Source organism: Microbacterium koreense, assembly GCF_042677105.1.
Lineage (GTDB): Bacteria > Actinomycetota > Actinomycetes > Actinomycetales > Microbacteriaceae > Microbacterium > Microbacterium koreense.
The window spans coordinates 648,439-662,621 of sequence record NZ_JBHTIM010000001.1 but is presented as its reverse complement, the minus strand read 5'-3'; the positions used below and the strand labels follow the sequence as shown (position 1 = coordinate 662,621).

Annotated in this window: 16 protein-coding genes; 7 read left to right on the top strand and 9 right to left on the bottom strand. The window is 66.1% G+C overall.

The window, feature by feature from the left end; genetic code table 11:
* From ACFQZV_RS03035 to vapC, 4 genes are all read right to left on the bottom strand, one after another.
* Positions 1-897: a TerC family protein gene (locus tag ACFQZV_RS03035; protein WP_378752585.1), complete on the bottom strand. Its 897-nt coding sequence runs from the start codon at positions 895-897 to the stop codon at positions 1-3.
* A 140-nt stretch (positions 898-1,037) separates the two neighbouring features.
* On the bottom strand, positions 1,038-2,018 hold the full coding sequence (locus tag ACFQZV_RS03030; RefSeq protein WP_378752583.1) for an SRPBCC family protein: 981 nt from the start codon (positions 2,016-2,018) through the stop codon (positions 1,038-1,040).
* A gap of 2 nt (positions 2,019-2,020) precedes the next feature.
* Positions 2,021-2,392, bottom strand: coding sequence for an ArsR/SmtB family transcription factor (locus ACFQZV_RS03025; RefSeq protein WP_378752581.1), 372 nt, complete (start codon positions 2,390-2,392; stop codon positions 2,021-2,023).
* 115 nt (positions 2,393-2,507) lie between these two features.
* A complete protein-coding gene (gene vapC / locus ACFQZV_RS03020; protein ID WP_378752579.1) occupies positions 2,508-2,909 on the bottom strand; it encodes a type II toxin-antitoxin system VapC family toxin in 402 nt (133 codons plus the stop codon).
* Between the two features lie 304 nt (positions 2,910-3,213).
* Between vapC and ACFQZV_RS03015 the strand changes: the two genes are divergently transcribed.
* Complete coding sequence (locus tag ACFQZV_RS03015) at positions 3,214-4,080, top strand: AraC family transcriptional regulator (RefSeq protein WP_378752577.1); 867 nt, start codon at positions 3,214-3,216, stop codon at positions 4,078-4,080.
* 44 nt (positions 4,081-4,124) lie between these two features.
* On the opposite strand, the gene ACFQZV_RS03010 is transcribed toward ACFQZV_RS03015, so the two are convergent.
* On the bottom strand, positions 4,125-4,568 hold the full coding sequence (locus ACFQZV_RS03010) for a HEAT repeat domain-containing protein (RefSeq protein ID WP_378752575.1): 444 nt from the start codon (positions 4,566-4,568) through the stop codon (positions 4,125-4,127).
* Positions 4,569-4,640: 72 nt separating this feature from the next.
* Between ACFQZV_RS03010 and ACFQZV_RS03005 the strand changes: the two genes are divergently transcribed.
* Positions 4,641-5,453 (top strand): DUF6544 family protein, encoded by an 813-nt coding sequence (locus tag ACFQZV_RS03005; protein WP_378752573.1) that lies wholly within the window; start codon positions 4,641-4,643, stop codon positions 5,451-5,453.
* Positions 5,454-5,579: 126 nt separating this feature from the next.
* On the opposite strand, the gene ACFQZV_RS03000 is transcribed toward ACFQZV_RS03005, so the two are convergent.
* Both ACFQZV_RS03000 and ACFQZV_RS02995 read right to left on the bottom strand, forming a co-directional pair.
* On the bottom strand, positions 5,580-6,083 hold the full coding sequence (locus ACFQZV_RS03000) for a GNAT family N-acetyltransferase (RefSeq protein ID WP_378752571.1): 504 nt from the start codon (positions 6,081-6,083) through the stop codon (positions 5,580-5,582).
* 136 nt (positions 6,084-6,219) lie between these two features.
* The gene (locus ACFQZV_RS02995) at positions 6,220-6,717 is read right to left on the bottom strand and encodes a DUF427 domain-containing protein (RefSeq protein ID WP_378752569.1); all 498 of its coding nucleotides are present in this window, start codon (positions 6,715-6,717) and stop codon (positions 6,220-6,222) included.
* A gap of 205 nt (positions 6,718-6,922) precedes the next feature.
* Here ACFQZV_RS02995 and ACFQZV_RS02990 point away from each other — a divergent pair, with 205 nt between their 5' ends.
* From ACFQZV_RS02990 to ACFQZV_RS02980, 3 genes are read left to right on the top strand one after another with little or no spacing between them, the layout of a single operon-like run.
* Complete coding sequence (locus tag ACFQZV_RS02990) at positions 6,923-8,092, top strand: cupin domain-containing protein (protein ID WP_378752567.1); 1,170 nt, start codon at positions 6,923-6,925, stop codon at positions 8,090-8,092.
* Positions 8,093-8,119: 27 nt separating this feature from the next.
* Positions 8,120-8,938, top strand: coding sequence for a DUF1275 family protein (locus tag ACFQZV_RS02985; protein WP_378752565.1), 819 nt, complete (start codon positions 8,120-8,122; stop codon positions 8,936-8,938).
* A gap of 33 nt (positions 8,939-8,971) precedes the next feature.
* Positions 8,972-9,421, top strand: coding sequence for a hypothetical protein (locus tag ACFQZV_RS02980; protein WP_378752563.1), 450 nt, complete (start codon positions 8,972-8,974; stop codon positions 9,419-9,421).
* Positions 9,422-9,435: 14 nt separating this feature from the next.
* Here the strand turns inward: ACFQZV_RS02980 and ACFQZV_RS02975 are convergent, their stop codons facing one another.
* Positions 9,436-10,800, bottom strand: a complete 1,365-nt coding sequence (locus ACFQZV_RS02975) for a hypothetical protein (protein WP_378752561.1) — start codon at positions 10,798-10,800, stop codon at positions 9,436-9,438.
* Positions 10,801-10,949: 149 nt separating this feature from the next.
* Between ACFQZV_RS02975 and ACFQZV_RS02970 the strand changes: the two genes are divergently transcribed.
* The gene (locus tag ACFQZV_RS02970) at positions 10,950-12,023 is read left to right on the top strand and encodes an NADH:flavin oxidoreductase/NADH oxidase (RefSeq protein WP_378752559.1); all 1,074 of its coding nucleotides are present in this window, start codon (positions 10,950-10,952) and stop codon (positions 12,021-12,023) included.
* Positions 12,024-12,102: 79 nt separating this feature from the next.
* Here the strand turns inward: ACFQZV_RS02970 and ACFQZV_RS02965 are convergent, their stop codons facing one another.
* Entirely contained in the window at positions 12,103-13,059 is a 957-nt protein-coding gene (locus ACFQZV_RS02965) for a LysR family transcriptional regulator (RefSeq protein ID WP_378752557.1), read from the bottom strand.
* Between the two features lie 120 nt (positions 13,060-13,179).
* Here ACFQZV_RS02965 and ACFQZV_RS02960 point away from each other — a divergent pair, with 120 nt between their 5' ends.
* Positions 13,180-14,172, top strand: coding sequence for a putative oxygenase MesX (locus ACFQZV_RS02960; protein ID WP_378752555.1), 993 nt, complete (start codon positions 13,180-13,182; stop codon positions 14,170-14,172).
* The last annotated feature ends 11 nt before the right edge of the window (positions 14,173-14,183 follow it).

Sequence of the window (14,183 nt, the reverse complement as noted above, 5' to 3'; positions counted from 1 at the left end):
TCAACCGAGTCCGGTGCGGCGCTCCCCCGGGTCGGCAGCACCCGCGACGGGCTTGCGCGAGAGTCCGACGGCGCCCGACGCGGGGTCGGCCGACAGCGCAGCGCTGACGGCCACGGATTCGTCGACGTCGCTGTAGCGCGGGCGCAACTGCACCGCCTCCTTGCGCTTCTGCTCGCGCTTGGCCTTGCGGGCCGCGTAAACGAGGTTCAACGCTTCGACGAGGATCGCGAAGGCCATGGGCATGTAGATGAGGGCCTTGTCGATGTGCACGCCGAAGCCTTCGGCGATGAGGAAGACACCGATCAGCAACAAGAACGCGAGAGCCAACATCTTCACCGTCGGGTGGTTGTTGACGAAGGTGAAGATGAATCGCGCGGCGAACAGCATGATGCCGAACGACAGCACCACGACCGTGATGATGACGAGAAGGTTCTCGGTCATGCCGACGGCGGTGATCACCGAGTCGAGCGAGAAGACGAGGTCGAGCAGCAGAATCTGCGCGATCACCGAGCCGAACGTGATCGCCTTGCGTCCGCCCGTGCCGTGGCCTTCTTCGACGCCCTCGAGCTTGTGATGGATCTCGGTGACCGCCTTGTAGACGAGGAAGAGCCCACCGGCGATGAGGATCAGGTCCTTCACTGAGAACCCCATCCCCCACACGGTGAAGATGTCGTCTTTGAGCGTGATGATCCAGCCCGCGAAGATCACCAGAACGACCCGCATGAGCATGGCGAGCGTCAGCCCGAGGTTGCGGGCCTTCGCCTGCTGCTCCTTGGGGAGCTTCGACGCGAGGATCGAGATGAAGATGACGTTGTCGACGCCGAGCACGATCTCGAGGACGAACAGCGTCAAGAAGACAGCGATCAGGTCGGGCGTGAAGGCGAACGAGAATTCCACGGGCCAATGCTAGGCGAGTGGGGAGCCGTCTCGGCGTGACCACCTGCGCAACTCCACGGATTCGGCTCCGGATCGACGCACTGGGCGGCGTTTCGATGCGGAGGCGACCGAATCTCCGGAGTTGCGCAGGCGGGAGGTCATCAGCCGCCGATGAGCTCGGCCTCGAGGCGGGCATAGCTGGCTTCCATGCCCTCGGCCATGCCGGTGGCAAGCACGATGTCGCGGGTCGCGGCATCCGGGTACTCGACGAGGAGGGTCATGAGCGTCGCGCCGTCCTCTTCGATGAGGGTGAGGTCGTTGAGCGTCGCGGGGTAGTCCGTACCGGTCATGTGCTCGGTCGAGACCATGCGCGCCTGCGGCACGACCTGCAGGATCTCACCGTCGAATCCGAACGGTTCACCCTCGGTGCCCTCATCAGGTGCCCATGCGAAGCGGTACGGCATGCCGGCGACCGGCTCGATCTCGCACGCGGTCATGCGCCAGCCGTCGGGTCCGAGCTGCCACTGTCGCAGGAGGTCGGGTTCGGTGTGGGCTCGCCACACGAGTTCGCGCGGCCCGTCGATCAGGCGGGTGATGCGCACATGCGTGTCGCTGAGCACCTCGACCTGGGTGCCCTTGCCTTCGGCGTAGGCGCGCAGACCCATGAGCACGCGGTCGAGTTGGTTCATCGCCAGCGTCGATCCTTCGACCGCGCCGAACTCGACGACCTGTTCGAGCGCCTCGGCGGAGGTGAAGTAGGTGACGTTGAGCAGTCGCGATCCGGATGCGGTGGGCTCGAATCGCATCTCCATGCGCATGCTCGGCATCCCTTCCGCAGGCGCGCCGGTCTCGTCGGCGAACGTATCGAGCACGGTGAATCCGCTCGGCTCGGTGATGTCGAGGAACTCCCACGACCCGTAGGACTTCTCGCCCTGCGGCGAGGTCATGTAGTAGATCGCGCGTCCGCCGACGGTGAAGTCGAATTCGACGAAGGTGGCGGGCCATCCGGGCGGGCCCCAGAACTGCTGAAGCTGCTCGGTCTGGGTGAACGCCGCCCAGAGCCGTTCGACCGGAGCGGCGAACTCAGCCTCGAGCGTCATCGTGAGTGCTTCGGGGTCGGTGCGTACATCGGTGACAGGCATCGTCACTCGCTTTCTTCTGGTGTGGTGTGTGACTGTCGGGGGTCTTGGGCAAGCAGAGCGTCGAGCCGGTCGATACGTTGCCGCCAGAGGTCTTCGTAGCGCGCAAGGAGCGCGCGGGCGCGGGCGATCATGGTCGGATCAGCCCGGATGAGTCGTTCGCGCCCGTCGGCGCGCTTGACGATGAGGTGGGCGCGTTCGAGTACGCCGATGTGCTTCTGCACCGCGGCGAACGACATGTCGTAGTCGGCCGCGAGGGTCGAGATCGAGTGTTCGCCCGCGATCGTTCGCCGGACGATGTCGCGCCGCGTCGCATCGGCGAGCGCGTGGAAGACGCGGTCGACTTCTTCATCCGACAACTCCATTTGTGCAACCATTTGGTTGTACGTTAGAGCACGGATGCCGTGTGCACAACCCTCGAGTGGTTGTCGGGAACGTGTGGGGCGACACGGGAACCGACAGCTCTCTCCTATGTCAAGGGCAGACGTGGTACTAGGAGATTCCGTGGACCTGCAGCGGGCTGATCTCGGCGAGATAGTCGAAGTCCCGGTCCCCATGGAGCACCGCAATCCCGCGCCGGATCGCGACGGCGGCAATCAGACAATCCATGAGACTGCGGATCGGATGTCCGTTCCGCCGCGATGCGACGTGCAGCTGAGCAGCCGCTCGGTAATCGAGGAGAGAATCGACCGGCGTGACGCGCAGCCCGTCGACCAGACGCCCGACGCTCTGCTCCAGCCGGGGTGTGGTCGCGCCCGCGAGTAACTCCATGACGATCGGCTCTGTGATCGTCAGGGGAACACCGCGCTCTATAAGGTCCGTCAATCGCGAGGTGACCGGATGGTCGCTGCCGCGCAGGTATTCGATCCAGGCGGACGTGTCGACGAGGATCACGCCTGAGACCACGGATCTCCCGCGCCGCGGATCTCGTCAAGGTCGCCGGCCCAGCCGGTGCCGCGCAGGTCCAGAAGTGTCTCCTTTGTGAGCGGGACGCCCACAAGGCGGCGGAGGGCGAAGTCGACGGCATCCTTCTTCGTCGCAAATCGATCCGCATGACGGGTATGGCGCCCTTGGGGTAGCTGGCGGCATGCTGTGCGGGTCCGTGTCACAGCGGACCTCGTCGCTCCGATCGAATCGGTCAGCGATCATCGGGTGGCGGCACCCGGATACGGCGAGGCTGGAGGGCGAAGGAGGAACCGTGATCGCGATACTGAACCGGGTCGTCGAGTACGTCGAGAAGAACGTCGACGCCGACATCGACCTCGCCGCGCTCGCGACGCGCCTGGGCACGACGGAGTATCACCTACGCCGGATGTTCTCATCGCTCGCCGGGATGCCGGTGTCGGAGTACATCCGGCGGCGGCGGATGACCGTCGCGGCCGCAGCGCTGCGAGGAAAAGACAGTGTGCTCGACATCGCGACCCGATACGGATACGGCTCGACCGAGGCGTTCGGTCGCGCGTTCCGTGCTGTGCACGGCGTCACTCCTGGTGACGTGCGACGCGATGGCGGTCTCCTTCGATCACAACCACAACTCAGGTTCCGCCTGACCGTCGAAGGGAACACCCCCATGGACACCCGCATCACCGACCGCCCACCATTCCGCCTGATCGGGCACGCCGCCCGCGTGCCCCTCATCCACCGCGGCCCCAACCCGCACATCCAAGCCCACATCGCCGCACTACCGGCCACCGAGCACGATCGGCTGAAGGAGCTCAGCAGCAGCGAACCCGCCGGGCTGCTGCAGGTGTCCGCCGACGTCGATCCCGACTACACGGAAGGGAGTGAGCTCACCTACCTCCACGGCGTCGCCGTCGACGGCGACACCTCCGTCCCGATCGACCTCGACGTGATCGATGTGCCGGCCGGAACGTGGGCGGTGTTCGAAGTGACCGGCGACTACCCGGCCGCACTCCAAGACACCTGGGCCGCGACCGCCACCGACTGGTTCCCCTCGAACTCCTGGAGGCTTCGTCCCGGCCCGTCGATCGTCGCCGTCCTCGATCGCGCAGCCGACTTCAGCACCGCCACCTGCGCCCTCTGGCTCCCCATCGAACCCGCCTGACCGCGAACCTCCCCGGCAGCGAATGCGATCCCTCAGCGAAAAAGTCAGCGTTCCAAGCCGGACGCGCGAGCGGGGACTTCCTCAAGGCCGAGCGCCTTCCAAGCCGCCACGCGAACTCGCTCGACCGGATCCTCAGTGAGGCGGTCGACGGCGCCGGCCGCGTCATGCAAACCGTATCGGCGGATCACTTTCAGTGACATCTCACGCACTCGCCATGAGTCGTCGCTGAGAGAGGTGAGAACAACCACTTCACGTGCCGGGTGGCCGATGTGGAGAAGCCCGCGCGCGCCCCAGACCCTCGTCCAATAGTCCGCCCATCCGACGGTGCCACCCAGCCAGGAGATGTCGGGAAACTCCGAGTCGGAATCGCCGATTGCTCCACGCAGAAGTTCCTCGCACCAGCGCACGACGTGAGCGCGACCGAACAGCTCCGCAGCACTGGACGCGAGGACCGCAGGTCTCGCGCCTCTGGGTGGCAACTGCTCCATGAGGAGCACACTATCCCGCAGCCGAATTGTTCTTCCTTGCTCTTCCGCGGTCTGCGCGTAAGGTTGGGACGGATGCGTTCCGAGCACCACTCGAAGCTGCCCGACGACGTTGCCCGCGAATGGGCGACGCTGTCCGCCGTGTCCGCGATGCCTCGGGCCTTTCGGCCGGATTCGGTCGAGGCGCTGCCACCGACGGCACAGCGCTGGCTGACGGCGTCCATCCGTCCAGGCACACCGTTGTGGAAATCAGCGACCTTTCACATGCGCGGCGAGATCCGACTGCGCGGCTTGTGGGTGCCGTTCACGGCATCGCAGGTCCTCCGACCGGACTCGGGTTTCATCTGGACGGCGCGCACCAGAATCAGGGGTATCCCGGTGCAGGGATTCGATCGCTTCGCGAACGGCGAGGGGACAATGCGGTGGCGGCTCTTGAATGTCGTGCCGGTGATGTCTGCCTCGGGAGCGGATGTCACGGCGAGTGCACGCGGCCGACTGGTGGGCGAAGGTGTCCTCCTTCCGACGGCCTTCGACGGCGCGGAGTATCGTCCGGGGGACGACCCGAACTCCGTGCACGTCCGGCGAACAGTTGGTGATTCGTCGGAGGAAGCCCAGTTCTGGATCGATGACGCCGGGCACCTCGCCAAGTTGCGCATGCTGCGTTGGGGTGACCCCGACGGCCGAGGTTTCGGGAGGTTCCCGTTCGGAATGGATGTCGTGGACTCGGCGGAGTTCGACGGCGTCCTCGTGCCGTCTCACTTCCGCGCGGGCTGGTGGTCGGGCACGGATCGATCTGCCGAGGGCGAGTTCTTTCGCGCGCGCCTCACCGACGTGACCTTCCCGCGCCCTGCCGCACGGAGCGCAGGCGTCACAGACGAAACCGCGTAGCCGTTCTCGCGCACGGGTGGCGACTATCTCGCGGTCGTCACGGTGGAGTCAAACAAGTGCCTGCCGAGGATCTCGGATGTCGCTCGACCACAGACTGGAGAAGGCAGAGGACGCGGGATGTTGCCGTCAGCGCGTGAGTGGCTTCTTCATGCGTATCTCCGTGAAACCGTGACCTTTGATCTCGTCCGTCCTCGTCTCGCCGTCCGGAACGTATCCAGCCGCCCGATACACGCGCTGCGCGCGCTCGTTCTGCGCGTGCGTCCACAGGATCGCGTGTCGGCAACCAGCGGCACGGATCGCTTCCTCGGCCAACCTGAGCAAGCGTCGACCGACGCCGCGACCACTGCTTTCGGGTCGAACGAACAACACCCACACTTCGCTCGACTCCACCTTCGTCCCGACGTATCCGACGACCCTCTCATCGGCGGCATCGACCGCGACGAGGAGCACGTCAGGCGGCTCGACGTCTGCGACGAACGCTTCCCAGAACGCCGGTTCGAACATGGGAACCATGTCACGAATGTCGGCGAAGTACGTCCACTCCCTGAGAACGGCCGCGTCGAAGACCTCGCCGATCTCCCGCGCCTCTCCGTTGCGCGCGGGACGAATCTCCACCTCGATCTGTCTCACGGGAGCCAGCGTACGCCGGGGCTCCCACCTCGCTTCAGCGACCGACTGCAACTGCCGTCTGTCGACGCCGCGACCTCGCCTCCGCACGCGTCGACGTCGAGCGGGCGCTGATCCGCGACCTGCACGTCCCGCGCGGTCACCAGCCCATGCTGCCTGGAGCACCCTTGAACGGTCCGCGAATCTCGGGCGTGATCCATCCGCCATAGAAGCGCCCGGGCTGGGGCGTCACCTCGACGCCGTCCACCGTGCACCGATCCATGAGCGCCGGGTACACCGCGACCCGGTCGCGCAGCACCTCGAAGCCCGGCATCGGGTTCGGGTAGCCCCAGGCCGCATGGGGTCGCTCTTCGCCACCGCCGCGCACATCGAAGTAGCGGGCCGATCCCTTGAACTCGCACGCCGATCCCCCGGGTCCGGGCACGAGGGCGCCGGCGACGAAGGCCGCGGCCGGCGGGTAGTACGTCGGTGGATGGCTCGTTTCGAGCACCCGTACGACGTCGCTCGTGTCGACGATCACGTCCCCACCGAGCGTGATGCTCACGCGCCGATCGACGGTCTCGACGCGCGGCGGACGCGGGTAGTCCCACACCGATTCCTGGCCCGCTGAAACGAGTTGGCGTTGCGGATGCTTCATCTCGCAAGCCTACGAAGCGCTACCCGCGCGGCGGCCGATCTCAGCAACCTCGCAGACGTGGAGCAACCACACCGCGCGCCGGGCATGCCCTCGAAACATGCCGGTAAAGAGACGTTGGCTAGGCTGACCACGCGTGCCTGGTCAGCGACATGTACGAGGAACGATGCGAATGCCAGGCAACCTGCATCACACCGGAGGAGATGGAATGACCGACACGCCAGAACCGATCCGCTCGACCGACGGCAAGGGCTGGCTGGATTTCGGCCCCCGCGACATCTGGCGGGATCGTGAGAACCCCGACATCCTCACACCGCCTCCCACCGACGGCGGCACCGTGATGAACCTCAAGTACAGCTTCTCGGACTCGCACCAACGCCTGCAGCCCGGCGGGTGGGCGCGCGAAGTCACGAATCGCGATCTGCCCTCGTCCGAGGATGTCGCCGGCGTGAACATGGCCCTCGAGCCCGGCGCGTACCGCGAGCTGCACTGGCACAAAGAAGCCGAGTGGGGCCTCATGCTGTACGGCAATGCCCGCGTGACGTCGGTCGACGAATACGGTCGCTATTTCATCGACGATGTGGGCTCGGGCGACCTCTGGAACTTCGAGGCGGGACTTCCGCACTCCATTCAGGCACTCGACCAGGGCTGCGAGTTCCTCCTCGTTTTCAGCGAACCGGACTTCTCTGAGAACAACACCTTCCTGCTCTCCGACTGGTTCATGCACACCCCTGCGGATGTCGTTGCGGCGAACTTCCGCAAGACCGAGCCGGAGATCTCGCAGTTCCCCTCCGAGGAGCTCTACATCTTCAAGGGCAACGTTCCCGGTCCGATCGCCGAGGTCGAGCGTCCGACGCCAGCAGGCAAGGTTCCTTCGCCGTTCTCCTTCCATATGAAGGACGCACCGGTCATCGAGTCCGAGGCGGGCCGCGTCCGCATCGTCGACGTGAACAACTTCCCGGCGGCCAAGACGATCTCGGCCGCTTTCGTCGAGGTCGAGCCGGGTGGGATGCGTGAACTCCACTGGCACCCGAAGGCGGCCGAATGGCAGTACTACATCCAGGGCACCGCCGAGATGACCGTTTTCCTCTCCGGTGGCGTCGCTCGCACCTTCGATTTCCACGCCGGCGACGTCGGAATCGTGCCGCTCGTCGCCGGGCACTACGTCAAGAACACCGGGACCGAGAAGCTCATCTTCGTTGAGATCTTCAAGCACCCTGAATACTCCGACATCTCGGCACGCAAGTGGCTCGCCTCCAACCCGGTGCAGATCGTCGCGGACCACCTGCTTTCGACGGATGCGTTCGTCGAGTCCCTCCCGATGGACGATGAGCCGGCGCCGGTGATCTGGTACGACCAGTCGAAGGCACAGGGGTAGACGTCTGAGGCGACGAGAGGCTGAGAGATGAGTGCATCCGCTCCGACTGCGGGATTCCAGGTCATCCAAGATCACCCGGAGAAGATCCGCTTCCCGCTGATGGAGCGGCCGTTCGTGGGGTTCCTCCTTGCGTTCATGGCGGGAACACTCAACGCCTGGACCCTCGCGAACGCCTCGACGTTCGCCACCGTCCAATCCGGGAACGTCCTGTCCAGTGGATACTGGTTGATCCAGGGAGACTGGGAGAAGTTCCAGTTCCCCTTCATCTCGGTGCTCGCCTTCGGGATCGGCTCGGCGTTGTCGGGCGTTCTCATGACGGCTTTCCTGCGATCGGGACGGACGTTCACCGTCGGCATCCTGAGCACGCAGGTCGTTCTCCTCGTCATCCTGGGTCTCGTCGCGATGGCGACGGTGGGAACGGCCGTCGTTCCCTGGGAGACCGGGCTCGATCTCGGGGCGCTTCCCGAGGAGCACGCGCAGTACATCGCGTACGGGATCAGCTTCGTGGCGGGAGCGCAGGGGAACGCATTCCACAAGAACCACGGCATGCTCTACGGCGCCGTCGCGGTGACCTTCGTGGTGCAGATGGCGTTCAATTTCCTCGCCCAGGCCGCTTTCAAGAAGGTGGGGATCAACGGAACACCGAACCTCAAGTGGGCCGGCATCTTCTTCCTGACCCTACTGGGGTTCTCCGGCGGCGGGGCGATCGGGTTCCTGGTGGATGCGACGATCGTCAACGGTGCGTCGATCTTCCTGTCGGCGGCGATCGCGCTCGCACTGGTGGTCGCCGCCCTGCGGATGAAGCGCAAGAACGTCGACCCGACGCCGGGTGGATCGTTCGCCTGAGCCGAGCGACAGCAGGAGAGATAGCCTCGAACGATGACGGAATCGACCTCCCCGGAGCAGGGTCTCGACGTCGGCCTCACCACGTGGTCCGCACCGAACCCGTTCGGTGAGCCGACCGCGTACGTGCTGGTCCACCCCCTGACCCGCAGCGACGACGGACCGCTCCTCGAGGCGATCACGGGCATGGGACTCAAGCGGCTCGACACCGACGGTGACATCCTCCCGATCGGCACCGACGTGCTGTTCGCCTCGTTGCGCGCGTTGCGGGTCGAGCTGTCCACCCCGAGTGGCGTCTGGCTCTCGCAACCCGTCACCGACGACTGGACGGCCAACGCCATCGGGCGTCGCTACGTCGTGCTCGTCGTCGGTACCGAACCGCTGCGCGACGACGCCGATGCCGAGGCGCTCACGTCATACCTCGCGGATCGCACGAGCATTTTCGCCGCGCTGGTGAAGATCCGGGTACGGGTCGAGAACCCCTGACCTCACCACGACGCTCAGGACGACCGGGCGGTGAGAACACCTTCGCCGACGGCCAGGGCTGCCGCCAGCGCTGCCATGATGTCGCGAGGCGGTGCGGTGGCCGCTGAGCCCGGATCGGGTTCGGGGAGGATGCTGCGGGCCAGCGGACGCCCGATGACCGCTGTCAGCTCTCGTGCTGTGACGAAGAAGTCGAGGCCGTTGCCGGGTCGGAATCGTCGCGCTGCGGCGACGGTGCCGTCTGTCCTGCGCACCTCGAGTTGAAAGGCGTGGATGCGCTGCTCGCCACCCTCGTACACCTCTTCGGATTCGTGGCTCCAGTGGCGCATGACGGTATGGGGCGGCTCGATTCCTCTGAGCGCCGGGATGTCCGTGGTGGTCTCGATCCGGGTGTCTCCGGGCGCGAGGGTCGCCCGGAACTCGGCGAGCGCAACATCGGGATCGGATGCGGCGCCGAGCGCGACGCGTACGTCGAGCGTCTGAGCCGTCCGGTTCGTGAGTTCCAGCGTCGATGACGTCAGACGGACGTGCACGACGTCGGACGCGCGGATCGGGGGGAGGTCGTCAGTCGCGGAGTCGGCGACGTCCTCGATGCCCGAGGTGGGTTCGACAACGGATGCCGTATCCACCGTGTCCGCGGGTGGTTCTCCGTCGTCGTCGTCGAGGTTCACGCCGAATGCGAGCTCGACGATCGATCCGATCTGCTCCGCGACCCCCTTTCCGAAGCGGGCATGTGCGCGGTCGAAGACGAGGATGACGTCGGCGTCTGGGTGGTCGACGATGAGACGGGCGGCTTCGACGGAGCCAGGAGGAACGGCTGCGACGATCGCCGCGGGGCGTGAGGTGAGGGTATGGAGGGCGCGTTCGGGGTGCGCGTGAGGGAACTCGCGCCATTCTGTGGACGCACTGCGGAGGGTGACGCGAGCCGCGATGCCGGAATGGACCGCGGATGCCCGGCTCCCCCGACCGTTGAGGTGGACGACGCGACGCCGCGCGGGCTGAGCGAACGCCGCCGCCGCATACAGTTCGTACACCGAGCGCGATTCCGCCGGCGAGATGACGACCACCGGACCGGGTCGCGGGTCGGTGGTGGACGGGATCACCACCATGCCGAGCGCAGCCGTCGCCGTGCTGGACTGGAGTGCCACCGCAGCATCGGCGAGGTCGCGTTCGACGGCGGCGCGATCGGCATCCGTCCGGCGTGCGACAGCCGCCGAAACCGCGAGTTGGTCCATGAGGGCGAGCGCGTCCGCGATGCCAGAACCCGCCGACGCGTCGCCCGTACGAGGTGGGTCGTCGAGGTCGATCCCGGCCGCGCGCAATCGGGCGACCGCAGCGGGGTCCCAGGTCGCCGGAGTCGTCGAAGCCGCGGAGATCCCCATGCCCGTACCCTATCGGCGGCCTCGACCCCGCCTGTCGTGGAGCCCGCACGGGGAAGCCCTGGTGGTCGATTTTCCGGCGCATGCGACGACGGGAATACTGGACGGGTCCCCGACGTCGCCTCTCATGAACCCGCGACAGGAGTACCGTCATGACCCTGCTCTTCTCCCCGCTGACCGTGCGATCCGTCGAGATGCGGAACCGACTGTGGGTCGCGCCACTGTGCCAGTACAGCGCGGTCGACGGGGTTGTGCAGGAGTGGCACCACGTCCATCTCGCACAGTTCGCATCGGGTGGTGCCGGGCTCGTCCTTGCAGAAGCGACGGCGGTGTCGCCGGAGGGTCGGATCTCACCCGAGGACGCCGGCATCTGGAACGACGAGCAGGTGCGCGCGTGGCAGCCCATCACCGCTGCCATCCGCGCGCGCGGTGCGGTCAGCGGCATCCAACTCGCTCACGCCGGACGCAAGGCTTCGACGTGGTCCCCGCTCATCGCCGGCACGTATGGGTCGGTGCGCGCAGCTGACGGAGGCTGGGAGACCGTCGCACCCTCCCCCATCCCCTACGAGGGCTACACGCGCCCGCGCGCGATGAGCGTCGCCGAGATCGACGGTGTCGTCGCGGACTTCGCGTCCGCTACCCAGCGAGCCCGAGAAGCGGGGTTCGAGGTGCTCGAGATCCACGCGGGCCATGGCTACCTGCTGCACCAGTTTCTCTCCCGTCTCGCCAATGAGCGCACCGACGAATACGGCGGCTCGCTGGAGAACCGCGCACGTCTGCTGCTGCGCGTCGTCGAGGCCGTCCGAGCCGCGGCCGACGACGCGCCCGTTTTCGTGCGGCTGTCGGGCACAGATTGGACCGCCGGTGGCTGGGCGATCGACGAGACCGTGCAGGTCGCCGCATGGGCGGCCGAACGTGGCGCCGACTTCTTCGACATCTCGTCCGGCGGCGCGGTCCCCGGTGAACGGATCCCGGTGAGCGCGGGCTATCAGGTGCCTCTCGCGGCGCAGGTGAAGCACGACGCGGGCGTACCGGTGAGCGCAGTCGGGCTCATCACCGACGGCGCTCAGGCGGAGCAGATTCTGCAGTCAGGCGACGCGGATGCCGTGATGGCCGGTCGTGAATGGATGCGGGACCCGCACTTCGCCCTGCGCGCGTCGGTCGAGCTCGGCGTGCACGTGCCGTACTGGCCGGCGCAGTACGCCCGCGCCCGCCGGACGCGCTGACGCAGGCAGTTCATATCGATGACCCTCAGCCCGGTGGTCCTGTCTCGCTGTCACCCCCTCGACCGGCGAGGCCGGCGCGTCATCCCAGCAGAGTCACACCGAACTCGGCGACGACGACCCGTACTTCGTCGAGATAGCGCTGCGCCTGTTCGGTGAGCGGGATCGCGGTGTGGTCGATCCATCCGATCTCGATCCGTTCGTCGACCTTGAGCGGGATCGCGACGATCTCGGGGTCGAGTTCGTCGCTGATGATGCCGGTCGAGATCGTGTACCCACCGAGCCCGATCATGAGGTTGAAGATCGTCGCGCGATCCGAGACCCGGATCTCACGCGGACTCGACATGGTGGAGAGGATCTCCTCGGCGAAGTAGAACGAGTTGTTCGCGCCCTGGTCGAACGTGAGGCGCGGCAGTCCTTCGAGGTCGTCGAGGGTCACCAGTTCGTGGGCGGCGAGCGGGTTGCTGCGCGAGATGAAGATGTGCGGCTCGGCGAGGAACAGCGGATGGAACGTCAGCCCCGAGTCCCGCAGCAGCCGGTCGATCACCTTACGGTTGAAGTCATTGCGATAGAGGATGCCGATCTCGCTGCGCAGCGTACGGACGTCTTCGATGATGTCCCACGTCCGGGTCTCGCGGAGCGAGAACTCGTACTCGGCAGCGGGCGAGGCGTTGACCATCCGTACGAACGCGTCGACAGCGAACGAATAGTGCTGCGCCGACACCCCCAACAGGCGCCGCGCCGGAGGCCGCCCAAGGTACCGCTGTTCGAGGAGCGCCACCTGTTCCACGACCTGGCGGGCGTAGCCGAGGAACTCGGTGCCGTCGACAGTCAGGGTGACCCCACGCGCGGAGCGCACGAGCAGCGCACGACCCACACGGGCCTCCAGGTCTTTCATCGCCGCCGACATGGTCGGCTGGGCGACGTAGAGCACGTCCGCGGCCCCCGAAATCGACCCCTCGGCGGCCACTTCGATGAAGTAGCGAAGTTGTTGCAGCGTCAGGCCACTCGACCCTTGCGATGCAGACCCTCTGGACATAGGCAGACTCTATATCAGCGCATAGTCAGGTCTGGTTACCCGATATCTGCGTATCGACCGCACGATGGAGGCACCTCTTCCGACGGCCGGACTCGGCCCCGCACCCACCGGATGGCCACCATGGCGAGCGCGTTCACGTTCAGCATCACCACCACCCCCTTCGACGAGCACTACATGCCGTCCGAAGGATCGCGACTCACCACGAACTTCGCGAATCTGGCGCGAGGTGAACATCGGCAGGACAATCTACGGAAGACCCTCGCGATGATCGACCGCCGGTTCAATGACCTCGCGCGGTGGGACAACCCCACCGGCGACCGCTACCGCGTGGAGCTCGACATCGTGTCGGTGCAGGTCGACGTCACCGAGTCCCCCGCGTCACGGCCGTTCCCCCTTCTCGAAGTCCTCGACACGCGGATCGTCGATAGCCGCACCGGAGCGCTCCATCACGGCATCGTCGGGAACAACTTCTCGTCGTATGTGCGCGACTTCGACTTCAGCGTCGTGCTCCCTTCTCTGAGCGACGGCACGACACCCCCGTCCATCCCCGACGACTTCGGCGCCCTCCACGGCAAGCTGTACCGACACTTCGTCTCCTCAGCTGTCTATCGCGAACGATTCGCGAAGGCGCCGGTGATCTGCATCAGCGTCTCGACGAGCAAGACCTACCACCGCAGCGACAACCGGCATCCGGTTCTCGGTGTCGAGTACCGGCAAGACGACCCGTCTCTCACGGACGCGTACTTCGCCCGTATGGGACTGAAGGTGCGCTATTTCATGCCGGAGGGCAGCGTGGCACCCCTGGCGTTCTACTTCTGTGGCGACCTACTCAATGACTATTCGAACCTCGAACTGATCAGCACGATCAGCACGATGGAGACGTTCCAGAAGATCTACCGGCCCGAGATCTACAACGCGAACTCGACCGCCTCGGCCGTCTACCGCCCGAGCCTCGAGTCGCAGGACTTCTCCCGCACGCAGATCGACTACGACCGGGCGGAGCGCAGCCGGCTGGCCGTCACACAGGGCACCTACGCCGAGGAGCATTTCATCGCACCCCACCGTGACCTCCTGCGGCGCTGGGCCTCCGACTATCCGGCGCAAGCCGCATGAGAGGCGCAGAT